Annotated in this window: 27 protein-coding genes; 7 read left to right on the top strand and 20 right to left on the bottom strand. The window is 63.2% G+C overall.

From position 1 onward, the window contains the following. Positions 1-102: 102 nt before the first annotated feature. On the bottom strand, positions 103-1,095 hold the full coding sequence (locus tag BLS51_RS28235; protein WP_090192233.1) for a glycoside hydrolase family protein: 993 nt from the start codon (positions 1,093-1,095) through the stop codon (positions 103-105). Positions 1,096-1,190: 95 nt separating this feature from the next. Here BLS51_RS28235 and BLS51_RS28230 point away from each other — a divergent pair, with 95 nt between their 5' ends. Both BLS51_RS28230 and BLS51_RS28225 read left to right on the top strand, forming a co-directional pair. Continuing rightward, positions 1,191-2,210: an NADP-dependent oxidoreductase gene (locus BLS51_RS28230; protein WP_090192234.1), complete on the top strand. Its 1,020-nt coding sequence runs from the start codon at positions 1,191-1,193 to the stop codon at positions 2,208-2,210. Between the two features lie 82 nt (positions 2,211-2,292). Then, complete coding sequence (locus BLS51_RS28225; RefSeq protein WP_090192235.1) at positions 2,293-2,610, top strand: KGG domain-containing protein; 318 nt, start codon at positions 2,293-2,295, stop codon at positions 2,608-2,610. Here the strand turns inward: BLS51_RS28225 and BLS51_RS28220 are convergent. Continuing rightward, on the bottom strand, positions 2,584-3,231 hold the full coding sequence (locus tag BLS51_RS28220) for an inositol monophosphatase family protein (protein WP_090192236.1): 648 nt from the start codon (positions 3,229-3,231) through the stop codon (positions 2,584-2,586). The two genes, BLS51_RS28225 and BLS51_RS28220, sit on opposite strands and share 27 nt — an antisense overlap. Positions 3,232-3,327: 96 nt before the next feature. Between BLS51_RS28220 and BLS51_RS28215 the strand changes: the two genes are divergently transcribed. Then, the gene (locus BLS51_RS28215) at positions 3,328-4,122 is read left to right on the top strand and encodes a helix-turn-helix domain-containing protein (RefSeq protein WP_090192237.1); all 795 of its coding nucleotides are present in this window, start codon (positions 3,328-3,330) and stop codon (positions 4,120-4,122) included. On the opposite strand, the gene BLS51_RS28210 is transcribed toward BLS51_RS28215, so the two are convergent. Next, positions 4,119-5,027, bottom strand: a complete 909-nt coding sequence (locus BLS51_RS28210) for an AraC family transcriptional regulator (protein WP_217636507.1) — start codon at positions 5,025-5,027, stop codon at positions 4,119-4,121. The two genes, BLS51_RS28215 and BLS51_RS28210, sit on opposite strands and share 4 nt — an antisense overlap. Positions 5,028-5,172: 145 nt before the next feature. Here BLS51_RS28210 and BLS51_RS28205 point away from each other — a divergent pair, with 145 nt between their 5' ends. Then, complete coding sequence (locus tag BLS51_RS28205) at positions 5,173-6,006, top strand: oxidoreductase (protein WP_090192239.1); 834 nt, start codon at positions 5,173-5,175, stop codon at positions 6,004-6,006. Here BLS51_RS28205 and BLS51_RS28200 read toward each other — a convergent pair. Genes BLS51_RS28200 through modA form a run of 4 tightly spaced genes read right to left on the bottom strand, consistent with a single transcriptional unit; the run spans position 6,003 to position 8,913 of the window. Beyond that, on the bottom strand, positions 6,003-6,794 hold the full coding sequence (locus BLS51_RS28200; protein WP_090192324.1) for a TOBE domain-containing protein: 792 nt from the start codon (positions 6,792-6,794) through the stop codon (positions 6,003-6,005). The two genes, BLS51_RS28205 and BLS51_RS28200, sit on opposite strands and share 4 nt — an antisense overlap. Before the next feature lie 2 nt (positions 6,795-6,796). Continuing rightward, positions 6,797-7,480 carry an ABC transporter ATP-binding protein gene (locus tag BLS51_RS28195; protein ID WP_090192325.1) on the bottom strand — a complete coding sequence of 228 codons (684 nt, stop codon included), beginning with the start codon at positions 7,478-7,480 and terminating at the stop codon, positions 6,797-6,799. Positions 7,481-7,482: 2 nt separating this feature from the next. Then, a complete protein-coding gene (gene modB, locus BLS51_RS28190; RefSeq protein ID WP_090192240.1) occupies positions 7,483-8,169 on the bottom strand; it encodes a molybdate ABC transporter permease subunit in 687 nt (228 codons plus the stop codon). Continuing rightward, positions 8,170-8,913, bottom strand: coding sequence for a molybdate ABC transporter substrate-binding protein (gene modA / locus BLS51_RS28185; RefSeq protein WP_090192241.1), 744 nt, complete (start codon positions 8,911-8,913; stop codon positions 8,170-8,172). A gap of 135 nt (positions 8,914-9,048) precedes the next feature. On the opposite strand from modA, the gene BLS51_RS28180 reads away from it, so the two are divergent. From BLS51_RS28180 to BLS51_RS28170, 3 genes are read left to right on the top strand one after another with little or no spacing between them, the layout of a single operon-like run. Further along, positions 9,049-9,612 carry a GbsR/MarR family transcriptional regulator gene (locus BLS51_RS28180; RefSeq protein ID WP_090192242.1) on the top strand — a complete coding sequence of 188 codons (564 nt, stop codon included), beginning with the start codon at positions 9,049-9,051 and terminating at the stop codon, positions 9,610-9,612. 39 nt (positions 9,613-9,651) lie between these two features. Continuing rightward, on the top strand, positions 9,652-10,722 hold the full coding sequence (gene cydB, locus BLS51_RS28175) for a cytochrome d ubiquinol oxidase subunit II (RefSeq protein WP_255369081.1): 1,071 nt from the start codon (positions 9,652-9,654) through the stop codon (positions 10,720-10,722). A gap of 46 nt (positions 10,723-10,768) precedes the next feature. Further along, complete coding sequence (locus BLS51_RS28170) at positions 10,769-11,278, top strand: YgjP-like metallopeptidase domain-containing protein (protein WP_090192243.1); 510 nt, start codon at positions 10,769-10,771, stop codon at positions 11,276-11,278. Here the strand turns inward: BLS51_RS28170 and BLS51_RS28165 are convergent. From BLS51_RS28165 to BLS51_RS28105, 13 genes are all read right to left on the bottom strand, one after another. Beyond that, on the bottom strand, positions 11,275-11,931 hold the full coding sequence (locus BLS51_RS28165; RefSeq protein ID WP_229207785.1) for a PEP-CTERM sorting domain-containing protein: 657 nt from the start codon (positions 11,929-11,931) through the stop codon (positions 11,275-11,277). The genes BLS51_RS28170 and BLS51_RS28165 overlap by 4 nt on opposite strands. Positions 11,932-12,058: 127 nt before the next feature. Continuing rightward, a complete protein-coding gene (locus BLS51_RS28160) occupies positions 12,059-12,610 on the bottom strand; it encodes an LOG family protein (protein ID WP_229207786.1) in 552 nt (183 codons plus the stop codon). Further along, a complete protein-coding gene (locus BLS51_RS28155) occupies positions 12,603-13,391 on the bottom strand; it encodes a tetratricopeptide repeat protein (RefSeq protein WP_090192245.1) in 789 nt (262 codons plus the stop codon). Before BLS51_RS28155 ends, BLS51_RS28160 begins: the two co-directional genes overlap by 8 nt. Before the next feature lie 18 nt (positions 13,392-13,409). Further along, positions 13,410-14,075, bottom strand: coding sequence for a TetR/AcrR family transcriptional regulator (locus tag BLS51_RS28150; RefSeq protein WP_090192246.1), 666 nt, complete (start codon positions 14,073-14,075; stop codon positions 13,410-13,412). A 108-nt stretch (positions 14,076-14,183) separates the two neighbouring features. Further along, on the bottom strand, positions 14,184-14,534 hold the full coding sequence (locus BLS51_RS28145; protein ID WP_090192327.1) for a phasin family protein: 351 nt from the start codon (positions 14,532-14,534) through the stop codon (positions 14,184-14,186). Positions 14,535-14,627: 93 nt separating this feature from the next. Continuing rightward, positions 14,628-15,857 carry a DUF1444 domain-containing protein gene (locus tag BLS51_RS28140; RefSeq protein ID WP_090192247.1) on the bottom strand — a complete coding sequence of 410 codons (1,230 nt, stop codon included), beginning with the start codon at positions 15,855-15,857 and terminating at the stop codon, positions 14,628-14,630. A 2-nt stretch (positions 15,858-15,859) separates the two neighbouring features. Beyond that, positions 15,860-19,510, bottom strand: a complete 3,651-nt coding sequence (locus BLS51_RS28135; protein ID WP_090192248.1) for an EAL domain-containing protein — start codon at positions 19,508-19,510, stop codon at positions 15,860-15,862. Between the two features lie 17 nt (positions 19,511-19,527). Then, positions 19,528-21,012: a PAS domain-containing sensor histidine kinase gene (locus BLS51_RS28130; RefSeq protein WP_090192249.1), complete on the bottom strand. Its 1,485-nt coding sequence runs from the start codon at positions 21,010-21,012 to the stop codon at positions 19,528-19,530. A 70-nt stretch (positions 21,013-21,082) separates the two neighbouring features. Further along, the gene (locus tag BLS51_RS28125; protein ID WP_090192250.1) at positions 21,083-22,030 is read right to left on the bottom strand and encodes an esterase/lipase family protein; all 948 of its coding nucleotides are present in this window, start codon (positions 22,028-22,030) and stop codon (positions 21,083-21,085) included. A 26-nt stretch (positions 22,031-22,056) separates the two neighbouring features. Further along, positions 22,057-23,676 (bottom strand): GMC family oxidoreductase, encoded by a 1,620-nt coding sequence (locus BLS51_RS28120; RefSeq protein WP_090192251.1) that lies wholly within the window; start codon positions 23,674-23,676, stop codon positions 22,057-22,059. Then, positions 23,673-24,197 carry a hypothetical protein gene (locus tag BLS51_RS28115; protein WP_090192252.1) on the bottom strand — a complete coding sequence of 175 codons (525 nt, stop codon included), beginning with the start codon at positions 24,195-24,197 and terminating at the stop codon, positions 23,673-23,675. The genes BLS51_RS28120 and BLS51_RS28115 overlap by 4 nt, the downstream gene beginning before the upstream one ends. Before the next feature lie 60 nt (positions 24,198-24,257). Then, a complete protein-coding gene (locus tag BLS51_RS28110) occupies positions 24,258-24,695 on the bottom strand; it encodes an acyl-CoA thioesterase (RefSeq protein ID WP_090192253.1) in 438 nt (145 codons plus the stop codon). Further along, complete coding sequence (locus tag BLS51_RS28105; RefSeq protein WP_090192254.1) at positions 24,692-25,462, bottom strand: RNA methyltransferase; 771 nt, start codon at positions 25,460-25,462, stop codon at positions 24,692-24,694. The genes BLS51_RS28110 and BLS51_RS28105 overlap by 4 nt, the downstream gene beginning before the upstream one ends. Positions 25,463-25,526: the final 64 nt, after the last annotated feature.

Raw genomic sequence — 25,526 nt, 5'->3', positions numbered from 1 at the left:
ATTTAAACAGATAAATCGATGTTTTTCTTTTTATAAGGTGGAAAATGTACCACGAAGCGCGCTACATTTCTGTAGCGGCTACGAGACATCTACAAACAAATTTCACTGCGGTGGCGCCAACCGGACAGTCACCGGTGCGTTGCGGTCCACGCTCAGTTTGCCATCACGGTACACCAGTTCCGCCACCTGGATCACGGTGCGCTGGTGCCAATAGGGATCAGCCACCGCTTCCGGCTCCGCGCCCTGATGGACAAAATAATAGATGTAGGCACGCTCGCCGTCCACCACCACATCGGGATGCTGGCCCAGTCCCTTGTCGGTGGGCTGTGTGCCATGCTGGGCCAGCAGATAATCGTCCTGCTGCGCCCAGTGTTCGGCGTCATCGGAGCGCAGCACAATCAGGCCTTTCCAGGCGTCGGCCACCATCCAGTACTGGTTCTTGAAGCGGAACACTTTCGGTCCCTCGGCGCGCGTGGCGGAGACAGGCTTGGCGCCGGCCTTGGTCCAGTTGCGCAGGTCGCTGCTGTCTGCGGCCATGATGACGCTACCTGCCGTCTCGTCCTTGTACCACATGCGATAGCCGTCGCCGAGCTTGAGCACGCTGGCATCAATGATGCGGCTGGCGCCGACCTCCACCTTGCCATCGCATGTCCATTGCCGCAGGTCGTTACTGGTCAGGTGGACGATGCGCCCTTCCGCGCCCGGCACGCCCCAGCGGTGGAAGATGCCTGGCACCACAGTCAGCCACATGTGGTAGACGCCGTTTTCGTAATACAGTTCCGGCGCCCATGAGGTGACGCTGGTGCATTCGGCCGGCAGCTGGGCCGTGCCCTGATAGCGCCAGTCGCTGCCATCCACCGAGGTGGCGATGCCGATGGCGGTGCCGTGCACCCATTCCACATCTTTCGGGTCCGCCAGCTTCAGCGTCGCGCGGCGGTTGGTGTAGAACATCTTCCACAGTCTGGCGCCGTGATCGTAGACGATGGATGCATCGGCCGCGCCGTCATACACTGGGTCGCGATACAGCGGCTTGGGCGCGGCAGCACTGGCCGCCAGACTGGCTGCCCAGCACACAATCAACACCAGAAACTTCATCCCGCCTCCATTATTGTTATCGATATCGTGCGCATCATAGCATTTTTTCAATCGCATATAATGTACTACCCCTAAGCCCAATGAGAGGATCAAAGATGGAGACGAATCTGCAATTCCGCCTGGCCGCGCGTCCGGTCGGCATGGTCAAGGACAGCGACTGGGAACAGTACTCGCCGGAACTGGAGCTGCTGACCGATGGCGAAATCCGCGTCAAGGTGCTGTACATCTCGCTCGACCCGGCCATGCGCGGCTGGATGAATGAAGGCAAGTCCTACATCCGCCCGGTCGCCATCGGCGAAGTGATGCGCGCCGGCGGCGTCGGCGTGGTGGTGGAATCGAAGTCGCCTAAGTTTGCTGTTGGCGATTACGTGTCCGGCGGCACCGGCGTGCAGCAATACTGGACCGGCGCAGCGGACGACAAAACCGGCAACTTCCACAAGGTCGATCCGGCGCTGGCGCCGCTGACCACTTACCTGAACACGCTGGGTATGCCAGGCATGACCGCCTACTTCGGCCTGATCGAATCCGGCCAGCCGAAAGCCGGCGAAACCGTCGTGGTGTCCGGCGCGGCCGGCGCGGTGGGCCAGACTGTCGGCCAGGTCGCCAAGCAGCTGGGCTGCCGCGTGGTCGGCATCGCCGGCGGCAAGGACAAGTGCGACTTCGTCGTCAACCAGCTGGGCTTCGACGCCTGCATCGATTACAAGAACGAATCGGTCAAGGATGGCCTGAAGCAGCATTGCCCGCAGGGCGTGGACGTCTACTTCGACAACGTTGGCGGCGAGATTCTCGATACCGTGCTCACCCGCATCAACCTGAAGGCGCGCATCGTCATCTGCGGCGCCATCTCGCAGTACAACAACACCACGCCGGTGAAGGGCCCGTCGAACTACCTGGCGCTGCTGGTCAACCGTGCGCGCATGGAAGGCATCGTGGTATTCGACTACGCCGACCGCTACCACCTCGGCATCAAGGCGCTGGCAGGCTGGATGAAGGACGGCAAGATCAAGAGCAAGGAAGACATCGTGCAGGGCCTGGAAAACTTCCCGCTGGCGCTGAACATGCTGTTTGAAGGGAAAAACTTCGGCAAACTGGTGCTACAGGTCGCGCAGCACTGAACTTCCGTCAACCTTGCCACTCCAATCATATAGAACAGCGGGCTCGCCTGCTGTTTTCTCTCAATATATGACGGAGGTTTATATGGCAAGTAATGCGACCAATGACAAGACCAAGGGCACGGCCAAACGCGGCTTTGCCGCCATGGACGAAGCCACCCAGCGCGCCATCGCCAGCAAGGGTGGTCAAGCCGCGCATCAAAAAGGCACGGCCCACGAATTCGATTCCGAAGAGGCCCGCAGGGCTGGACAGAAAGGCGGCGAGGCGGTCAGCCGCGACCGCGAACACATGGCCGCCATTGGCCGCAAGGGTGGCGAGAGCCGCCAGTCCGCAGCGCGCGCCGCCGCTGAAAAAAACCGCAGCGGCTCCGAACAATCATCCAAGGGAGGCAACAAGCAGTAGGCCGGCCGCGCCGCCCGCCGCGATACTGGACGATGCCAGGCGATACGGCTGGCCGTCCAGCTGCGTCGCCTGCCCGCCTGCCTCGCGCACCAACAATGCGCCGCCGATGCAGCGGTAGCCGTCATTGCCGCGCTGCCAGAACGCATCCAGCCTGCCGCCGGCGACATACGCCAGTTGCAGCGATGCCGGTCCCAGGCCACGTGTGGCGATCGTCTGCTGCGTCGCTTGCTCGCTGACGCGCATCGGCTGCCCGTTGCACCACGCGCCGTGGCGCCACAGTGCGTGGAACATCTCATCATGCATGGCGTCGTAGACCAGCGCGAACACAGCCACGCCTTCGCGCATCAGCGTCAGCGCCATGCTCCAGCCGGGCATGGCGCGCTGGAACTGCATGGCGCCGTCAACGGCGTCGCAGATCCAGTATTCGCCATGCCGGGCGTACTCCTCGCTGAGCGCGCCATCCGCCCAGGCGATCGACGGATACTGTGCGTTCAGCGCCTGCCGCAGCTGCTCGTCGGCCGCACGGATATCCGCTGGCTGGCCGCGCCAGAACGACTCGCACAAGCCCGCGCCAACCTCGCGCACCAGCTCCAGCACGCCTTGCGTATCGATGGCAGTCATATTTTTCCTTGCAATCAATGAAAGCGACAGAATGCCTGTAGAATTGATCTCCCGCTAACTGCAATCGGACAAGCAATAACGCAATCGGGCCAAACCATGAGCAACGACAGCAACTACTACGGCGACAAGCGGCTGAGCGACGAAATGCCGATCTACGTGGCGACCCAGCATACCGATGGCGGCGTCGGCAAGGGCAAGCTGCCCCACCACCACCCCGAGGGCCAGATGTACATTCCGGCGCAGGGTGTGATCCTGGTCGAAGCCGGCGGCAACCGGCAAGTGCTGCCGCCCGGACGGCTGGGCTGGATTCCGCCCTATATGCCACACTCGGCCAGCGTGCACGGCAACACGCTCAGACCCGGACTGGCCGGCCACACGATCCATATAGCGCCCGCGCTGTGCGCCGGCTTTCCGGAGCAGTCGCTGGCGCTGCGCATGTCGCCGCTGGCGGTGTCGCTGCTGGAGCGCATGTGCCACTGGCCGGACGGCATGCCGCAAGACGCCGCCGGCATGCGGCTGATGAATGTCTTCCTTGACGAGATACGCGGCGCCGAGCCCGATCCGCTGCATTTGACCATGCCGCGCCACCCTCGCCTGCTGGCGATGGCCGCCACCATCGCCGAGAACCCGGCCGATGAAACCGACCTGGACGCGTGGGCCGAACAGCTGGGCTGGTCACGCCGCAGCCTGACCCGCCACTTCCGCAACGAGACCGGCATGTCGATGGTGGAGTGGCGGCAGATCGCCCGCCTGCAGAAAGGCATGGCGCTGCTGAACGGCGGCGCCTCGGTCACCACGGTGGCGCTCAGCCTCGGCTACGACAGCGTCAGCAGCTTTATCGCGCTGTTCCGTCGCATCCTCGGCACCACGCCGGCGCGCTTTGCCGCCTAGTGCGCCGACACATACGACTGCGATGGCTGAGGATCGGGCATGGCAAAGGTCTGGCGCATCCGTTCCACTTCCCTGGCAGGACTGAGGCCGAACAGGCGCTTGAACTCCCGGCTGAACTGCGACGCGCTTTCATAGCCGACCTGGGCGCTGGCGACCGCCACCGACATCTCGTGCCGCAGCATCAGCAGCCGCGCCTGGTGCAGCCTGATCGACTTCAGATACTGGATCGGCGACGTGCTGGTCACCGCCTTGAAGTGGTGATGAAAGGTCGCCACGCTCATATTGGCTTCGCTGGCCAGGCGGCCGATATCCAGATCCGCGCTGAACGACGCATGCATCTTGCGCAGCGTGCGCGAGATCGCGGCAAAGCGGCCCTGCTGCATCAGCGCCGCGCGCATGGCCGCACCCTGCTCGCCCGTCAGCACCCGATAGTAGATTTCGCGCAGCAAGGCCGGCCCTAGCATCGCGCGGTCCAGCGGCTCCGCCAGCACTTCGAGGAAGCGCAGCACGGACGCCGACAGGCGCGCATCCATCGGTGTCGACAGCATGCCACGCGGCTGGGCCTGTACTGGCTGCCCGTGTGCCGCCAGTTCCAGCAGCAAATCGGCGGTCATCTGAAAATCGAGCCGGAGATACATGGCCAGCAGCGGCGCTTCCGCGCTGGCTTCGGTTTCCATGGAAAACGGCACCGGCACCGACACTGCAAGACAATGCTGCGCATCATAGACATACTCCTGCCCGCCGAGAAAGCCGCGCTTGCGCCCCTGCCCGACAATCACGATGCCAGGCTCGTACAGCACCGGCGTGCGTCGCAATGGGCGATTGGAACGTAGAAACCGCACATCCGGCAACGCGGAAAGATTGTAGCCCTCCTGCGGTGCCAGGCGCTCCATCAATGTGACCATAGGATTTTCCATGCCGCGATTGTAATCCTCAAATCCTTCCGGAAACCGCCGCTCAGAGAATCAGGCATAGGATGCAGAGCTTCCGGCATGGCCGCCGTGCATGGCCACGCCTACCATGTCCTCCTCACTGACTGAAAGGAAAGACATGGGCAAGACCTTCTTTATCACCGGCGTCAGCAGCGGCTTTGGCCGCGCGTTGGCGCAAGCCGCGCTGGCGGCGGGACACACTGTTTTCGGCACGGTGCGCAACGCGCAGGCCCGCGCCGATTTCGAGGCCCTGCACGGACGTGCGCATGCCGCCGTGGTTGATGTCACCGACTTCGATGCGCTGGAGGGCGTGGCGGCGCAGGCCGAAGCCGTGGCAGGCCCGGCCGACGTGCTGGTCAACAACGCCGGCTACGGCCATGAAGGCGTGATGGAGGAATCACCGCTGGAGGAAATGCGGCGTCAGTTCGACGTCAACGTATTCGGCGCGGTGGCGATGATGAAGGCGTTTTTACCGCTGTTCCGGCAACGCCGGCGCGGCCACATCATCAATATCACATCGATGGGTGGCTTCATCACCATGCCTGGCATTGCTTACTATGCCGGCAGCAAGTTCGCGCTGGAAGGGATCTCGGAGACGCTCGGCAAGGAAGTGCGGCAATTCGGCATTCATGTCACCGCCGTGGCGCCCGGCTCCTTCCGCACCGACTGGGCCGGACGCTCGATGGTGCGCTCGGACCGCAGCATCGCCGATTACGATGCGCTGTTTGATCCGATCAGGGCCACCCGCTCTGCACGCAGCGGCAAGCAACCAGGCGATCCGGAAAAGGCGGCACAAGCCATCTTGAGCTTGACCGAGGCTGCCGAACCACCGGCGCACCTGCTGCTCGGCAGCGACGCTCTGGGCCTGGTGCGCGACAAGCTGGCTGCGCTTGGCCAGGAAATCAGCGCCTGGGAAGCACTGAGCCGCTCGACCGATATCGCGCCAGCTTAGGCTGGCGTGCCGATGATAACGCTGGAGGCTTTGAAGATGGCGCTGGCCTCGGCGCCGGCTTCCAGCGCCAGCGCCTCGCCGCTATCCTTGGTGACGATGGCGGCGATGGTGCCGCCGCCCGGCAATTCGATGCTGACCTCGGTATTCACCGCACCCGGCACCACGCGGCTGACCTTGCCAGTCAGGCGGTTGCGCGCCGACAGTTTTGCGCCGCCTAGTTCTGTGGCGACGATCACCGACGAGGCCTTGATCAGCGCAAATGCTTCCACGCCCACATCCAGCCCCAGGCTATCGCTGCTGTCGCGCGTGATGGTGGCGACGATCTGCTGGCCACCGACGATTTCAAGTACCACCTCGTCATTAACCGCGCCGCGCTTCAAGACCACGACCTTGCCGCTGAACTGGTTGCGTGCACTGGTCTTCATCTTCATCCTTTGTATCAGCAGAAAATCATCCGCCAGCGCGTGCGACTGGCCGCTCAAATGCGCGACAAACTCGCGGTGGGCGGTATCGATCTTGCGGAAATTCTCCACCAGCTGCGCGCCGCGCGCGGTCAGCCGCGTGCCGCCGCCGCCCTTGCCGCCAGCCGCGCGTTCAACCAGCGGCTCGCCGGCCAGGTTGTTCATTGCCTCGACCGCGTCCCACGCGCCTTTATAGCTCATGCCGACGGCCTTGGCCGCCGCCGTGATCGATCCCTCGGACGCCACCGCCGCCAGCAAAGCCACGCGGTCTTGCCCGCCCAGCTTTTGCCCGTCGATGGTCATCCATACATTGCCTTCCAGTTCCATGCTCATGCCGCGTTTTCCTCCACACGGACGATGCTACCATTTTCCATGCGCAGCACATGATCGCCGAAGGCGCGCACGTCTTCGGGATCGTGGGTAATCATCAGCATCGGGATTTCCAGGCGGCGCTGCAAGGCGCCCAGTTCGGCGCGCATGCGTTCGCGCAGGCCCGGATCGAGCGCCGCGAACGGCTCGTCCAGCAGCAGCGCCTGCGGCTGCGGCGCCAGCGCGCGCGCCAGCGCCACGCGTTGCCGCTGGCCACCGGATAACTGATGCGGGAACTGGTCTGCCACATGGTCCAGCTCGAAGGCTTCCATCCAGTAGCGGATCGCTTCGCCCTCCACGCGGGTCAGCGGATTGCGCCAGCCGCGCTGCAAGCCGAAGCCGATGTTCTGCCGGACGTTCAGGTGCGGGAACAGCGCGTAGTCCTGGAACAAGTAGGCCACCTTGCGCTGCTGCGCCGGCAGGTTGATGCCAGCCGCGCTGTCGAGCAGACAGCGGCCGGCCAGTTCGATGCGGCCGCTGTCGGGCGTCATCAGGCCGGCCACCGCCTTCATCATCTGGCTCTTGCCGGCGCCGGACGGGCCGAACACCACCACCCGCTGGCTGGCCGACGCGAAGCGCGCGTGCAGCGTGAACTCGCGCCCGTCCGAGCGCAGGATTTTGTGGATGTCGACGTTGAATTGCATGTTCATGCTAAAGGATTACGGTTAGGCGTCAGTTTATTGGCAGCGACCAGCACCGTCACGCACACCACGGAAGTGATTATCACCAGCAGGTTGGCGTGGTCGTCCTGCCCCGCCTGCACCGCTTCGTACACAGCGATCGACAGCGTCTGGGTTTTGCCAGGAATGCTGCCGGCCACCATCAGCGTCGCGCCAAACTCGCCCATCGAACGGGCGAAAGCCAGCAGAGTGCCGCCAAGCACACCGCGCCAGGCCAGCGGCAAGGTCACGCGCAGGAACACGCCGAACGACGACACGCCCAACACCCGCGCCGCCTGCTCATACTGTGTATCGATGCTTTCAAACGCCGCCCGCGCGCCTTTCAGCACCAGCGGGAAAGCCACCACGGCCGCAGCAATGACCGCCGCCTGCCAGGTAAAAATCAGGTTGATGCCAAAGTGGCGCTGCAACCACTCGCCCACCACGCCGTTGCGGCCGATAATCACCAGCATATAGTAGCCCAGCACGGTTGGCGGCATCACCATCGGCAAGGTCAGCACTGCGTCCAGCAGCTCGCGCCCCGGAAAGCGCTTGCGCGCCAGCAAATAACCCAGACCCACGCCGAGCACCAGATCGATCAGCGTGGCCCACACGGCAACCTTCAGCGACAGTCGCAGGGCCACCCATGCCGGCTCGGCAAAAAACTGCTCCATTTACGGACGGCCGAAACCGTACCTGGCAAGGATGGCCTGACCAGTGGACGATTGCACGTAGTCAGCAAACTTGCGGCCGGCGGCGGCTTGCGGGCCGGCGGCAATTACGGCGATCGGATACGTCACCGGCGTCGTGGTCTGCACCGTGGCCACCACCCTGACCTTGTCCTTGACGATGGCGGCGTCGGTCGCATAGACGAAACCGGCGTCGACTTCACCGCGCGCCACATAATCCAGGCACTGGCGCACCGAGGTGCCGAGGATCAGCTTCGGCTCGACCACCGGCCACAGTCTGGCGTTTTCCAGCGCGGTCCTGGTGTAGCGGCCGACCGGCACACTGGCCGGATTGCCGATGGTGATGCGCGCCACAGCCGGCTGGGCCACGTCGGCCACGGTCTTGATCACCAGCTTGCTTTGCTCCGGCACGATCAGCACCAGGCTGTTGCTGGCGAAATTCTTGCGGCTGCCTGGCGCCAGCAGATTCAGCTTGTCGGCCTTGTCCATCGCATCCTGGTCGGCGGAGGCGAACACGTCGACCGGGGCGCCCTTGCTGATCTGCTGCACCAGCGGATCGGAGGCGGCGAAGTTGAACAGCACCTTGTCGCCAGCATGTTCTTTCTCGAACGCCGCGCCGATTTCCTTGAACGCATTGGTCAGGCTGGCAGCAGCCGACACCGTGATGTCCGTTGCCGAGGCCGAAGCCGCGAAGGCCGCCAGAACGACCGCTACACTTGCTTTCAACATAGCTACTCCCTTAAGATGGAACCGCAATAAACTCAATTATATAGCGATAGGGCAATCTGGGTACTATCCGGAAGAACTAGGCATTTTTCTGGGAAACATTCTATAATTTCAGGAATTACTGAAAATTGAGAATTTATGCAAGCACTCACGCCTTTGGCCCAGCGCTTTGTCCTGCATTTCGGCGAAATGGGCAGCCGCTGGGGCATCAACCGCACTGTTGGCCAGATTTATGCGCTGCTGTATGTCAGCGGACAGTCGCTCAACGCCGACGAGATCGCCGAATCGCTGTCGTTCTCGCGTTCGAATGTGTCAATGGGATTAAAGGAGCTGCAAGCCTGGCGCCTGGTCAAGCTGTTGCACAAGCCCGGCGACCGCCGCGAATATTTTGAGCCGCCCAAGGATATCTGGGACATTTTCAAGACGCTGCTGGAGGAACGCCGCCGCCGCGAGGTCGAGCCGACGCTGGCCATGCTGCGCGAAGCGCTGGAAGAGCAGCCGGACAATGACGCCGACCGCATCGCCCAGCAACGCATGCGCGAGATGTATGGCCTGATCGAGCTATCGAGCACCTGGTTCGACGATGTGCAGCGGCTGTCGCCGGAGACGCTGGCCTCGCTGATGAAGATGGGTTCCACGGTCAAGAAACTGATCGACGTGCGCGACAGCTTCCGACTCGGCCGGAGTACGGAAAACAGTTAAAGCCGCAGCATGTTTTTCGATTAAGAAACCTACAAAGTCATCTGGTGGTGCCTGGTCGGGGCGCTGCTGGTCGGCTTTGCGCTGACCGACGGCTTTGACTTCGGCATCGGCATCTCTCTGCCGCTGCTCGGCCGCAACGATGAAGAGCGCGGCGCCATCCTGCGCAGCATCGCCCCCACCTGGGAAGGCAAGCACCTCTGGCTGATCGCCGCCGGCGCCTGCCTGTTTGCCGCCTGGCCGCTGCTGTACCAGCCGGCGCTCTCCGGCTTTTCGCTGGCATTGATGCTATGCCTGTCCGCCCTGCTGTTCCGCCCGCTCGGCTTCCGCCTCCGCCATCAACTCGGCGCGCGCCAACGCCGCGCCTGGGACTGCGGCCTGTTTGCCGGCGGCCTGTTGCCGCCGCTGGTATTCGGCATCACTTTCGGCAACCTGTTGCAAGGCGTGCCCTTCACGTTTGACGACAGCATGCGGCTGCAATACAGCGGCAGCTTCGCCACCCTGCTCAATCCTTTCGGCCTGCTGGCCGGCCTGCTCAGCGTCAGCATGCTGGCCCTGCATGGCGCCACCTGGCTGCAACAACAAGGCGGCGGCGCGCTGCGGGCGCGCGCACGCAAGGCCGCCATCCTGGCCGCCGTCGCCACCACCGTGCTGTTTGCCGCCGCCGGCGTGTGGATCGCCTGTGGCATCGAAGGCTACCGCATCGACACCATGCCAGACGCCGGCAGCCGCTTCATGCCGATCGCCAAAATGGTCGGGCGCGCCAGCGGCGCCTGGCTGGACAACTACACGCGCTGGCCACCGACGCTGGCCCTCCCCATCGCAGCCTTCGCCGGCGCCCTGTTGTCGATACGCTTCAGCGTGCGCGATCAGGCGCGCGCCGCCTTCGTCGCCAGCGGCGTGACGGTGGCCGCCATCATCCTCACCGCCGGCGCCGCCATGTTCCCGTTTGTGCTGCCCTCGTCGCTGGCGCCCGGCAGCAGCCTGACCGCGTGGGACGCGGTCGCCAGCCACGCCAGCCTGGCCACGATGTTCTGGATGGTGGTGGCGACGATGCCGGTCGTCATTTGCTACACCAGCTGGGTGCAGCGCCTGGTCCGGCGCAGCCGCTGAGGCGCGCTGTGGTACAGTCACGCCTCGCCATTTTTACGCCGTCCACATGTCCTCCCTGAAGTACCTCAGCGCCTACTCCGAACAAACGCAGCAGCAAGTGTCGCAACTGATCGCCCAGAACAAGCTGGGCGAAGTGCTGCTCAAGCGCTACAGCAAACCGCACGAGCTGCGCACCGACCGCGCGCTGTATCAGTATGTGCAGGAATTGAAATCGGAGTTTTTGCGCAATGCCGAGCCGATCAACAAGGTCGAGTACGACAGCAAGATCCACGTGATCAATCACGCGCTGGGGCTGCACACGGCGATTTCACGCGTACAGGGCGGCAAGCTGAAGGCCAAGCATGAGATCCGCGTGGCCACCATGTTCAAGGACGTGCCGCTGGAATTCCTGCGCATGATCGCGGTGCATGAGCTGGCGCACATCAAGGAAAAGCAGCACGACAAGGCGTTCTACAAGCTGTGCACTTATATGGAGCCTCACTACCACCAGTATGAATTCGACCTTCGCTTGTACCTGACGCAGCTGGACACCGAAGGCCGGAAGCTGTGGAGTTAAGCCTGCTTGCGGCGACGCACCCAGCCAAGCAGCCCGAGGCCGGCCAGCAGCATGGCGACGGTTTGCGGTTCAGGCACGGCCGTCACGGTGATGTTGTCGAACTCATACCTGGAGCCGAACAGCCCACCCTGATTCCAGGCCAGCGATGACAGGTTGCTGAAGTTGCTGTTGAAGTTGAACGTCGACCAGCTGCCGGTGTAGCTGAAAGTCTGCTGCACCACAGTGGTACTGCCCGCCTTGGCGCCATAGAACGTCACTGAGCCATTCGATGCCAGGTTGCTGGTCAGCAGGCGCGCCAGGTCGATCGACGCCACGTTGAAAGCACCATTATCCACCGCCGTCAGCGTGGTGGTGGCACCGGTCGAGGCGGCCATCGCGTACGAGTCCGCTGCAGGGCGGTAGACTGCGTTACCGGCGTCCGGCACGAACAGTGTGTGCAGGAAGGTCCCACCCAGCGAGCTGCTCAGCAGGAAGCCGTCTTCCACATAATCCTGGCCGTGGTGCACATTGACCAGGCTCAGCGGCCAAGGCAGATTGGTATGGTTCAGCTGACCGACCGAGGTTCCATCGAATTCGATGACGGCCGCCTGCGCCGAGCCGATAGACAGCAAGGTAGCGGCTAGCGCCGCGCGCAACATGGTGTTCGTTTTCAATCCAGTCTCCAGTTGATTGTTGTACTGGACCAAATTAAAACACAGAAAATATCAAAACGACACTTGAATTTTTAAAAAAACAATAGAACATTCCCGGTGGGAATTTAATGTGGTGTTAGAACGACAATCAGGCAAGGAAGCGGCGTAGCAGTGCTTCCGGCTCGCTCTCCACCATCATCAGCTCGGCATGCTGCGGGCGCACCAGGCCTTGCCGGGTGGCATTGCGAACGAACTCGACCAGACTATCGTAATAGCCGTCAACGTTCAGCACGCCAATCGGCTTGGCGTGGATGCCCAACTGGGCCCAGGTCAGCATCTCGAACAACTCTTCCAGCGTGCCCAGGCCGCCCGGCATGGCGATGAAGCCGTCGGACAGTTGCGCCATCATGGCCTTGCGCTCGTGCATGTTCTTGACGATGAACTGGCGCGTCAGGCCGGCGTGACCGACTTCGCGCTCGACCAGCGCGGTGGGAATCACGCCGGTCACTTCTCCACCGAGGCGCAGCACCTCGTCGGCAATAATGCCCATCAGGCCCACCTTGCCGCCGCCATATACCAGTGACAGGTTGCGCTCCACCAGCGCCTTGGCCAGCGCGCGCGCCTGTTCCGCAAACCGGGGAGAGGCTCCCTCATTGGCGCCGCAATACACACAAATCGATTTAAAGACCACGTTACCCACTAATATTTTCCTCTTCAAGCGCTTTCTGCGCCGCCTCCTGGTCGAGACGCTCGGTAGCGTCACGCACATTGCAGCAGGCAGCTTGTTGATATAGATCGGCGGCTTGCGCCACCTTGTTTTTCTTGTCCAGCATCAGCAGCGCGCGCGCGTACTGGATGCGGGCGATGGCCGAATCCGGATTCAGCTGCATACCCAGCTCGAACTGGCGATAGGCTTCATCCTTCTTCACGCCATACGTCAGGCCGGCCAGCACGGCCCCCACCTTGTCGAGGATTTCAGCGTGATAAACGCCGAGGGCGATATGCGCGTCGGCGCGCTGCGGTTCCAGCTTGATCGCAATGTCCAGGCTGCGCTTGATGCGCGTGCCTATTCCCTGCGCCAGCGCCTTCACCACCGAAATGCCCTGCGAATACTGGCCCAGCGCATACGCGTGCCAGTAGTAGCCGGCCGGGTTGCCCGGCTGCTCCAGCTGCTGCCGCTCGCAGCGCTCGGCCACGCATTCAAACGTGGCCAGCCGCTTCTTGTCGTTCAGTTCCAGATAGTTGGTGTACATGCAGATGGCCTTGTGCGCCACCGCATAACCATTGACGCCGACATCCAGCCCCAGCCGCGCCGCACGCTCGAACTCGCCGGCATGGAAGGCGATCCACGCCTGCACCAGTGCCGGATGGGTCGGGAATGCTTCGCGGTCGCCGCCGTGCAGGTGCGGCCACGCCGCCTGCAAGGTCTCCGGTGTATAGCGGTATGCCGGATCGGGATACGGAAAAGCGGTCCACGCCATCAAGGCCTCCTTGTTCAGCTACTTCAGCTTCTTCAGATATTCTTCGGACAGTTTCTGGAACAGCAGCGCCGTCTCGTTGCGCAGGTACGGGCCGATCTGCGACAGCACCTGGTAGCAGCCGCGCGCCAGCGCGTCGGCCATCGACTGCTGCTCGCTGTACTTGCGCGGATTGCGCACGTACTCATAGGATAACCAATAAGTCGCCACCACCACCATATTGGTGGCCATGGCGTCGATGGCGGTATCGGACGCTTCCAGCGATTTTTCGCTGCGCAGGTCCTCGCACAGCTGCTTGGCGACCTTGATCTTGTGCGCCAGAATCTGCTTGAAATGCAGTTCCAGCTTGCGGTTGCGCGACAGCAGGTCGTTCAGGTCGCGGTAGAAGAAACGGTAACGCCAGATCAGTTCGAACATCAGGTGCAGGTACAGCCAGACGTCTTCAATATTCGAGCGACGGCCATTCGGCACGGTCAGGATGCGCTCGATTTCGGCTTCAAACTGGACGAAGATCGAGTTGACGATATCGTCCTTGTTACGGAAATGGTAGTACAGGTTCCCCGGTGAGATATTCATCTCTTCGGCGATCACCGTGGTGGTGATATTGGGCTCGCCGAACTCATTAAACAAGCGCAAGGACAACTCCAGAATGCGTTCGCGGGTACGGCGGGGGGCTTTTTGTAGCATAGCGGGAGACCTCTGTTTTTTCTGCTGCAAGCATAACACCGATGCACACAACAGAGGAACATCGCGCACGCTTTTAGGCGCATATGGCGGCCAGATGCCGCCAGTTAGCTATTTTGTTTTCTTGGCAGCAGCTTTCTTGAGCGCTGGCTTTTTGGCGGCCGGCTTGGCATCCTTGGCAGCGGTCTTTTTCGGCGCGGCCGGCTTGCCGGACAGTGCCGCGACCTGTGCGGTCAGCGCATCGATGCGCTGGTTCAGGGCGTCGATTTCCTGGCGGGTCGGCACGCCGATCGAGCTCAGCGCGCGCAGCACGCGTTCCTCGAACAGCTGCATGGAAAAGAACTTGCCTTCCTCTTCCTGCGCCTTGGCAAAGGCAGCCAGGCCGGCCTGCCAGATCTCCTGTGACGACATGCGTACGGCGTCAGCCAACTGGTCGTCGCTCTTCTTCAACTTCTTAGCCATTTCCATCCTGTGAGTTCTGTTTGCCGGTATTTTATTCTAAGCCAGCAGAACTAGAGCACGGTTACTAGCTTTCAAGCTTGACCGGAGGTTTATTCACGCGTTCATTTCCACGCAAGTCAGCGACTCCAGTAGTTCGCGGCTGGGAAAGGTAGGCAGATGGTAGCGCACCGGGTAGCCTGCCACCGCATGCTGCAGCTCCTTGATGTGGCTGCGCAGCTCTTCCCATTCGACCACGCGCACATCCGGCTCGCCGCTTTCCTCGTGATAGCGCACCAGCGCCACCTTGTCGACTTCCGGCAGCAGGGTATCGACCTGATCGGTCCAGACGCCGTAACTGTGTACACGCCCGGTCGCCTCCGACTGTACCAGTTTGTAGCTGGCGACAAACAGGTCCAGCTGGGCTTTTTGATTCAGCTTGTCCAGCATCTCCTTCTGCATCTGGTAGTCATTCAGCAGCAGAATTTTCTTCAGTTCGGTAGCGAGACGCAGCACCTCTGGCTGCACGGGCACGAATTCGACAGGCTTGCCCTGCTCGAAACGGTACATCAACGCAGACACCTGCCGTCCCTCATCTTCGACCAGGCTACGCGCCAGCGCTAGCATGGCGATCAAGCCCGTTTCATCATTGGCGGACGCCACCAGCAGCTTGTTGCGTGTCGGCGCCATCGCCACCGGTTCACCACCCACGCCTAGCTGGTAGAACAGGTCGGAGAACAACAGGCGCGAGGTTTCGTAATTGTCGTTCCAGCTTGCCATGAACACACCCGGCACAACCTGCTGGAAACTCGCCACCGACATGTCCCGCAAATTATCGATAGCTGCCGCCAACACTTCATCGAAGGAAACGCCCCACCCTTCGAGCACCGAGCCAGTCAAGGTCTGGATCGACCGTTCGCTGTCCAGCGCCAGCATGATCACGCTGTCGTCGCTAAACGGTGCAAACGCCTCGCCATAGGGCTTGGCCTTGCTGCCCGCCAGCGTTTCCGGCAGCAGGCGCAGATATTCCAGCGTCCCGCGTCCGCGTATGACCGGCAGCACGCTGGCGCGCGCCTCGGCAAAGCTGATGGGCAATGGAGGCGCTGTCAGCCCCTGCACAAAATGCTGCAGCACTTGCTGGCGCTGTTTGCGCGGCGCGGCGCAATAATCGCGGAAGCCATTTTCAAGGTTGATGATCTGCACGCCCTCGCCGTCTCCCAGCAAGCGGCACTCGGCGGCGTCATAGCGTAGTTGGGAGGAGTTGCCGGCAGCGGTAAATTCCTGGATAACCAGCTGCGCAAATTTTTCAATGGTAGGGGGGGAACGGAAGAAATCAAAAATACCCAAATCTACTCCTTGATGGTTGCAGTTTCAGCGACAGCCTTCAGCGGCCCATGCGCCTGGGCGTGCAGGCGGAAGCCTTCGCGGATGTTTTCGCGCAGCACCGCACCTTTCCACGGCTTGGTGTAGAAGCGGTCGATGGCGCCGTGGTTGATGGCGGCCATGATCGGCGTCAGGTCGGCATAGGCCGACAGCATGATGCGGAAGGTGTCCGGGCACAGGTTCTTGACCCGCTCCATGAACTCGGTGCCGCTCATCAGCGGCATGCACTGGTCGCACAGGATCACCTGCACGCGGTGCCGCGCCAGGATGTCGAAGCCTTCGGCCGCCGTCTGCGCGGTCAGTATGCGGTAGCCGTCCTGCGACAGGAAATCGGTCAGCACATCAAGCATGAAGGCGTCATCGTCGACGATCAGCAGCGTCTGCTGGTCGACGATGTTGCCATCGGCCGGCGCCTGCAGGCGGCGTCCTTCGCGCAGCATGGCCTCGAACTCGGCTTCCGGCAGCGGCCGGCTGAAGAAATAGCCCTGCATCTCGTCGCAGTTGTGGCGGCGCAGGTAAGCCAGTTGCGCCTCCTTCTCCACCCCTTCGGCGATCACGTTCAGCTTCAGGCTGTGCGCCATGTTGATGATGGCCAGCACGATGGCGGCGTCGTCCGGGTTGCTGGTGACTTCGCGTACAAAGGCGATGTCGATCTTCAGCTTGTCGATCGGGAAGCGCTTCAGGTAAGCCAGCGAAGAATAGCCGGTGCCGAAATCGTCGATCGAGATCTGGATCCCCAGCGCTTTCAGGTTCTGCAATACGCTGATGGTTTCCTCGGCATTCGACATCAGCGAGCTTTCGGTCAGCTCCAGCTCCAGCAATTCCGGTGCGATGCCGTGTTCGCGGATCGCCTTCAGCACCTCTTCCTCCAGCCCGCCAACAAAGAACTGGATGCCGGAGACATTGACCGACAGGTGCACCGCACCGGCATTGGTCTTGTGCCAGTGGGCGATCTTGCGGCAGGCCTCGTGGATCACCCAGGTGCCGACCCGCACGATCAGCCCGGTTTCTTCCAGCAGCGGGATGAACAGCGCCGGCGACACCATGCCGTGACCGGGCCGCTGCCAGCGTATCAGCACCTCAGCGCCGCTGATGCGGCCGCTATCGATGTGTGCCTTGGGCTGGAAGTGCAACACGAATTCATCGTTGTCGATCGCCCGGCGCAGCGCGTTCTCCAGGTCCAGCCGCGCCAGCGATTGCGCGTTCATCTCGGCGGTGAAGAAGCGGAAGGCGTCGCGCCCGGCTTCCTTGGCGCGGTACATGGCGGTGTCGGCATACTGGATCAGCGTGTCCGGTTCGGCGCCATCGTCAGGATAGACGGCGATGCCGATGCTGGCGGTCACCGTCACCTCGTGACCTTTCAGGTCGAACGGGCGGCGCAGCGATTCGCGGATCTTGTCGACCACGGCAATCGCGTTCTGCGCGCCTTCCGGCAGCATCAGGATGGCGGCAAACTCGTCACCGCCGAAGCGGCCGATGGTGTCGCGCACGCGCAGGCAGTCGACCAGCCGGCTGGAGAACTGCCGCAGCAGCTCGTCGCCGATGGTGTGGCCCAGCGTGTCGTTGACGTTCTTGAAGCGGTCGACATCCAGGAACAGCACCGCCAGCGACCACTTGTGTTCTTCCGCCTGGCGCAGCGAATGCGCCAGCGAGTCGTAGAACTGGCTGCGGTTCGGCAGGCCGGTCAGCGTGTCGAAGTGCGCCAGCTTGAGCAGGCGCTGCTCGGCTTCCTTGCGCTCGGTGATGTCGCGCGCCACCGCCACCAGTATCCAGCTGGAGCCGGAGCGCAGCGTGCGCCGCTGCACTTCGACCGCCAGCGGTGTGCCATCCTTGCATTGCAACAGCAGCTCGGTCATGGCGCCGCTCTGGTCGCCGGCCAGCAGCTTGTCGTACAGGTCTTCCAGCTTTTGCAGCTCGCCTTCCAGCGTCATGTTGGGGCCGATCTTGAGGAACTCCTCGCGTTCGAAGCCCAGCATGCGGCAGGCGGTGGCGTTGACGTCGACAAAGCACATGCCGGCGCGGTCGACCAGGAAGATGGCGTCGGCGGTGGCGTCCATCGCCAGGCGGAAGCGGCGCAGGTCTTCATCCAGACGGATGCGGGCATTCATGTCCAGCGTCAACTGCGCGTGGTGGCGCTTGATTTCGTCATACAGCAGCAGATTCTCGTACGCCACCGCCACCTGCGCCGCTACCGTGCCGGCAACGCGCTCGTCGACTTCCGAGAAGCCGTCCGCGCCTAATTTATCGACCAGGTACAGCCAGCCATGGGTGCGCTCGCGCGAGGCAATCGGCACGCCAAGGAAAGAATGCACCGGCGGGTGTGTCGGCGGCAGGCCGATAGTGGCCGGGTCGCCGTTCAGGTCATTGATGCGGCATGGCAGACGCTGGTCCAGCAGGCCGCGCAGCACGCCGGCACGCGGCGTCTGGGCGATCTGCCGCACCGGCATGCCGGCGCCGCAGCTGGCAAAATGGGCCAGTTCGGTGGCGCCCGGTTCCAGCACGCCGATGCAGGCATATTTCGACACGCAGATATTCTGCGCCACGCGACAGCCGATTTCCACCAGCGCGACCGGATCGCGCTCGGCACCCAGCTCGATGCCCAGCTCGATCAGCGCGGTCAGGCGCAGGCTCACCGCCTGCAGGCTGGACAGCGAATGCGACAGCCGCTGCGTCATGCGTGTCAGGTTTTCCGGCGAGGCCTCGGCGGTGTCGTTGGCCAGTTGCTGGGTAATCAGCTGGCTGCTCGACTCCAGCTCGTCCAGGTATTCGGCCACCTTGTGATCGATGTCGTGCAGCCGCCCTTCCTGGGGCGGTTCCGGTGCGAAGGCCGGCAGCGCCTCGGCCGGCGCCTCCGCCAGGCCCAGCGCCTCCTGCACGGTGGCCAGGATCACTTCCGGATCGGACGGCTTCGGCAGCACCCAGCGCACGCCGCAGGACTGCGCCACCGCCACCGCCTCGCGCTCGCGGTAGGTGGCGGTGTAGAAGATCACCGGCACGTCGGCGGTGTCCTTGTGCGCGTGCATGCGGATGACGAATTCGTAGCCATCCATGTTCGGCATCAGGATGTCCGAGATCACCAGGTCCGGCTTCTCCGCCAGCACCACTTTCAGGCCTTCGGCGCCGTTGGCAGCCTCCAGCAGGCGATGACCGCCGTAGCTCAGCAGCGTCATCAGGAATTCACGGTTGAGTACGTGATCGTCCACGATCAGGATCGTGGCGGTATCGTTTTTATTGGCCGGGGACGACACTGCCCCTTGCAAGAAAGACTCGATCTGCGCGACAAAGGTGTCGGGTTCGATCGGCTTGCCGATGTAGCCGTCAAAGCCGGCCTCCAGCAGTTTCTCGCGGTCGCCCACCATCGCCAGCGCGGTGACCGCCAGCGCCGGGATGTGGCGTACTTCAGGATCGGCCTTCAGGGCCGCCACCACGCCATAACCGTCCAGCTTGGGCAGGTGTACATCACAAATGATCAGGTCCGGCATTTCGCGCCTGGCCGCCGCCACGCCCGCTTCGCCATCACTGGCCGACAGCGGTTCGTAGCCAAAGGCCCGCAGCAGATACACCATCAACTCCATGTTGGTGGGGTTGTCTTCTATGATCAGGATACGTGCTGACACGTTGGAACTCCCTTTCTCTATTCTTGCAATGGCAGCGCCAGTGTGAACACGCTGCCTTTGCCATACTCGCTATCAAATAAAATCTCGCCATGCAGCAGCGACGCCAGCTTGCGGCTCAGGTGCAGCCCCAGACCGGTGCCTTCAAACTGCCGCAGCGCATTGCCATCCAGCTGAGAAAAAGCCTGGAACAGGTTGCCACGCTGCTCGCTGCCGATACCGATGCCGGTATCGCTGACACTGATGGTGGCGCACTGCCGCTCCCCCACCAGCGACCTGGCCATGCGCACCAGCACCGCGCCGCTGTTGGTGAACTTGATCGCATTGTGCAGCAGGTTCATCAGGATCTGCTGTACGGCACGGCGATCACTGCTGATCAACAAGTCCTCCGCCGACGGCTCGAACTCCAGCGCCAGCCCCTTGCTGCGCGCCTGCGGCTTGAACGAGGTCAGCACCTCATCGATCAGCGCGCGGCAGCGCAAGGGTTCGACATCCAGTTGCACCCGGCCGGACTCGATATGCGTCAGATCCAGCAGATCGTTAATCAGCGACAGCAGGTGACGGGCACTGCTTTGCACCATGCGCAACTGCTTGCTCTGCTCGTCATTGATGGGCCCAGGCAACTTCATCAGCATAGTACCTGTAAAACCGATGATCGCGTTCAACGGCGTACGCAATTCGTGCGACATGCCGGCCAGGAAGCGGTCCTTGGTCGCCACCGCCTTTGCAAGTTCGACATTCTTTTCGTGCAGCGCCGTTTCAATCCGCTTGCGCTCGCTGACATCGCGGATGGCGCTCATCACCAGCGTGCCCTCCTCGGTTGTAACCGGGCTCAGGCTGATCTCCACCGGGAATTCGACGCCGTCGCTGCGCAGGCCGAACAGGTCGCGGCCGCTGCCCATCGGCCGCGCCAGCGGCTGCGCGGCAAAGCCGCTGCGATGCAGGATGTGGGCGGCGCGGAAGCGTTGCGGCATCAGCTTATCCAGCACCATGCCGCGCAGCGCGTGGCGCGGGTAGCCGAACAGTTCTTCGGCGTGGCAGTTGGCCAGCACGATGCGGCCGGCGGCATTGGCCAGGATGATCGCGTCCGGCATCGACTCCAGGATGCCGTCGTAGCGCGCCTCGACCAGCTTGGCGTCGCGCAGCACCTTCAGCGCTGTGACGTCCTTCTTGCTCCACAAGATGTACTCGGGCTCGCCGTCGGCGTTGCGCACCACCTTGCACGAGCCGTCAATGTAGATCAGCGTGCCGTCGCTGGTCTGGCGCATGGATTCGTAACTGGCAATGCCATAGCTGACGGCTTGTTGCAACACATCGGCGCCATCGGTGGCCAGCGCGGCCGGCACGATCAGCGCATCCAGCTGACGCCCGACCGCTTGCTCGCTGGTATAGCCGAACACCGACTGCGCGCCGTTGGACCAGCACACCACTTCGCCCGCAGTGCTGGTCAGCACCACCGCATCGGGAGTTTCATTCAGGATCAGGGTGCCGAAATCGATCGCCATCGCCTCGCCTTTTTGCCACGCGTACAGGACTAACCATACAGCAACAAGGCTGGAAGATAATCACACAAAATCACACGTGCGCGCGCTGGCCCACTGTCACGATCTCTTGCAGCGCGCAGCGCAGGATCGCAGGATGACGGCCCAGCGCCACGTGGCCTATGGCGCCGAACACCAGATTGCGCGCACCGGGCAGGTCGCTGGAATCTTGTGGAGCGATGATGTTGTCATGGACAGAATAGATGGAACTGAACAACATGCGTTGCGTATTTGCCTCAGATGCCGCCAGCGTGCCCAGCCATTCGCTGTGGCGCCGCATCTGCGCCGCATTGCTGCCAGGGCCAAGATTCGCCAGCGCCGTGCCATGGTGCGGCGTGCCCAGCGTGACGACGCGGGCGACTTGCGCATTGCCGTAGCGGCGCAGGTAGGCGCGCACCACCAGCCCGCCCATGCTGTGACCGACGATGATGACTTGCGCACTGCCAGTCTCGCGGCGCAAACGCTCGACCGCCGCCTGCACCTGCGGCGCAAAATCATCGATCGAGGCGCCCGGCGGTTCCAGGTCGATGCCGTAGTGGCTGATGCGCGCCTGCGCCAGCAACTTGCTCATCGGCAGCCAGTAGCCGCTGTTGCAGGCGTAGCCGTGGATCAGCAGCACCGGCAGGCCCTGGGCAGCAGGGTGCAAGCGCATGCCGATCGGCCGCAGCATGTAGTACGACGAGGTCAGCATGGAAGAATTGAACTCGTGCCAGAACAGGCTGGCGGCGCTGAACAGGTTGAGCGCATGGTCTGGCGGCGTGACGCTGCCGGCGCGCGAACTCATGAAGAAATTATTCGCCGAGATGAACAGCCGCACCAGCAGCACCGCGCCCAGCCCGCAAGCCAGGTAAAACGCCGCTGTCGCCGGCGCGCTCAGCTCGGCCTGCCACGCGGGCCGCCACCAGTAGTAGAGGCCGGTCGCCAGCAAGCCGATGCACAGGGCTTGCAGTACCAGCAGCAGTATCAGCAGTCGTTTGATCATCCGGCCATGATACCGCGTTCAGGCGCTCATGCGCCGCCTGGCCGGGCCGCCGGCTGGCCGGTCAGCTGCTGCGCCAACCCGCTGGCCAGGCGCGCGACGATGCCGTAAATCGACAGCTGCGGATTGGCGCCGATCGCGGTCGGAAACAGCGAGCCATCGTGCACTGACACATTCGTCAGGCCGTGATAGCGGCCGCTGGAACTGGTCACGCCAAGGCGCTCGTCGTCCGACATGCCGCAGCCGCCCATCACATGCGCCGACACCAGCCGCGTTTGCAACAGCTTGTATGGCAGGGCGTTGATGCCGGCCTGCGCCTGCGCCCAGCTGGTGTAGGCGGCCGCCCGTTCGTGGGCCGGCGTAACGGTGCGGGCGCCGGCGGCAAACTGGATCTCGGCCATGCTCAACAGCGCGCGCCGCACGCCGTCCCAGATGAACGGCGCCAGCGGATAGTCCAGCACCGGCGCGCCCTGCACCAGCGCCACGCTGCCGCCCGGCGCATCGGCATGGAAGCCATCGCGCAGCAGCGCCAGCAGCGCGTGCACATGCGGGAACTGCTGCATCACGCTGGCATGCTGCGCGCCAAAGCCCGGCATGGTGGTGGAGAACAGCAGCGGATGCAGCGGCGGTGCTTCCAGCTTGTAGCCGATCGGGCCGTCGATGCGGTCGGTGTGCAGGAAATGGTCGGAGTACACGCTTTGCGGCGCACCGGCATAGCCGTCGACGCGCTGCGCGAACACGCCGGCGGAAATCACGGTCGGATGCAGGAAGGTGCGCTTGCCCAGCTGGCCGTGCGGGTCCGGCGCTGTCGAGCGCATCAGCAAGGCCGGCGTGTTGATGGCGCCGCCGGCCAGCACGAAATGGCGCGCGCGCAAGGTCAGACGGCGGCCGGTCGGCGCCAGGCCATCGGTGCCCAGCGCCACGCATTCCAGCTGCGTCACGTGATCGTTTTTGATGACCAGCTTGTCCGCCCGCGCCCGCGTCAGCAGGCTGGCGCCGTGTTGCAGCGCCGACGGTATTGTGGTTACCAGCATCGACTGCTTGGCGTTGGTCGGGCAACCCATGCCGCAGTAGCCCAGGTTCCAGCAGCCGTTGACGTTGCGGCGTATCAGCCCGGTCGGGATGTTCAGGCTGGCGGCGCCACGCCGCAGCAGATCATTATTTTCGTTGGGCGGCGTCGGCCAGTCGCTGATGTGCAGGCGCTGCTCCATCATGGCGAACCACGGCGCCAGCGTCTCCGGCGTGTAATCCTTCAGGCCGAAGTGCTGGTTCCAGTAGTGCAGCGTGATGTCCGGCGTGCGGAAGCTGCTGGTCCAGTTGATGGTGGTGCTGCCGCCGACGGTGCGGCCTTGCAGGATGGTGATGCCCTTGTCTTTGGTCTTGCGGGCGGCGGATTCCTGGTACAGCGCCGGATAGGCCTCGGCCTCGCGCATCTTGAAGTCGCGGGACGATTTCAGCGCGCCCTCTTCCACGATCAGCACCTTGAGGCCGGACAGCGCCAGGATCTCCGCCGTCACACCGCCGCCGGCGCCGCTGCCGACGATGACCACGTCGGCTTCCAGCGTCTGGTCGGCTTGCAGCTGTGCGCAGTCGGTCACGCGCCAACCGGCGGCCAGGCCGGCCTGGATGGGATCGGGAATCACGCTCATGCCAGCAGCTCCTTCGGCGGGCCAGGATAGCCTATCGATTCCCAGGTGGATGGATCGGCATACCAGGCGCCAATCACCAGGTCGTGCAGCGCGTGGTAGGCGATTTGCAGCGTCTGCAAGCTATGCGTGCGCCAGCTTTGAAGGAAGGCTGCCACCTGGACCGGATCGGCCTGCTCCCAATCGCCACGCACGCCGGCCAGCAGGCGCCGCGCCGGGCCCAGCGCCAGCAGCCCGAACAGATCCTGCACCTCTTTCTGCGTTGCCAGCGGCAGCCCCAGCACCGCGTCGCGCACGCGCTGGCTGGCCGCCTGCAATGCTGCGGCGCGGGCATCCGGCGCCAGCGGCAAGACCGGCCCCAGCACGGCGGGAATCACCGCGTGCAGCACTTCCAGGGCCTTGCCATCGAGCGCGAATCGGGAAGCCTGTGGCGGATATGCCAGGCGATAGACGGCGCCGCCGGCAGCGAGCGTGCACGCGCCGGCCACGCCGATCTTCAGAAAAGATCTGCGGGATACTTGCATTGTCTCCGTCCATTTTTATCGTTAGACGGTAGTGTAAGTTGCAAAGTTAGAGTGTGGCGTCTAACCCGTCACCACCACGGCGGGCAGGTAGCCATCGCAGAATTCCGGGGGCATGCGGCGCGCGCGGCCGCTGCTGATCTCGATACAGACCAGCTGCCAGCGCCCGCGCAGCACGGTGGCGCCATCGCTGGCGCGCAGCAGCTGGAAGCGGCGCTCCATGTTGAGCTTGCCGTCGGTGCTGTACAGCCAGGTGCCGAGTATCAGCTGCTCGCCGGCGGCGGTCGGCAGCAGGTAATCGTATTGGGAGCGGCGGATCGCCATCGCGCGGTCCAGGCGGCGGTAGTCGGCCAGGCTCAGGCCCAGCGCTTCCGAGTGCGCCCAGCCGGCTTTCTCGCACCACTGCACGTAGACCGCGTTGTTGGTGTGGTCGAGGCCGTCGATATCATCGGCCCCCGGCGACAGTTCCAGCGTATAGGGCTGCGGATGGTCCCAGTTCATGGCTCCTTCTTTCCGGTCATGTGGCGGGCGATGCCGCGCAGGATGTTGACCTCTTCCTTTTCCAGTTGCGCGCGGGCGAACAGGCGCTTCAGGCGCGGCATCAGCTTGCGTGGATTGCTGGCATCAAGGAAGCCGATCGCCACCAGCGCCTGCTCCAGGTGCGCATACATGCCCTCGATCTGCTCGATGCTGGCGGCTTCGCCGTGGAAACCGACTTCGCTGGCGTCACCGGCCGGCAGGCGCGGCGTGTGGGTAACACCGCTGCCCTCCAGCACCGCCATGCGGCATTCATAGGCCAGCACCTGCGCCGCCTGCGACAGGTTCAGCGACGAGTATTCCGGATTGGCGGGAATATTGATCAGCACATTGCACTTCTCGACCAGCTCGTTCGGCAGGCCGAAGCGCTCATTGCCGAAGATGACGGCGGCGTGCAGGTCCTGCTGTGCCACCAGCTGCTTGGCCAGCTGGCGCGGCGACAGCACCGGCGGCGAGAATTCGCGCAACCGCGCCGACACCGCAGCGGCGAAATTGATGCCTTCCAGCGCCTCGGCCATGCTGCCGACCACGCGCGCGCTGGCCAGGATGTCTTGTGCGCCGGAGGCAAAGGCCACCGCTTCCGGGTCCTGCAACGCGTTGTCGAAGCGCGGCGTCACCAGCACCAGGTCGCTATAGCCCATGGTTTTCATGGCGCGCGCCACCGCTCCGATATTTCCGGCGCGGCTGGTTTCAACCAGAATAAAGCGGAGCTGCTTAAAAAGATGATTCATTAAAAGATAAACAAGAGCTGGTCACGTGAAGCGGATTTTAACTGTTCCCATCCGATTTGGCTTG

Source organism: Duganella sp. OV510, from assembly GCF_900100205.1.
Lineage (GTDB): Bacteria > Pseudomonadota > Gammaproteobacteria > Burkholderiales > Burkholderiaceae_D > Rugamonas.
Note: the sequence above shows the minus strand (reverse complement) of the source record. Positions and strands in the feature narration are given on the sequence as shown.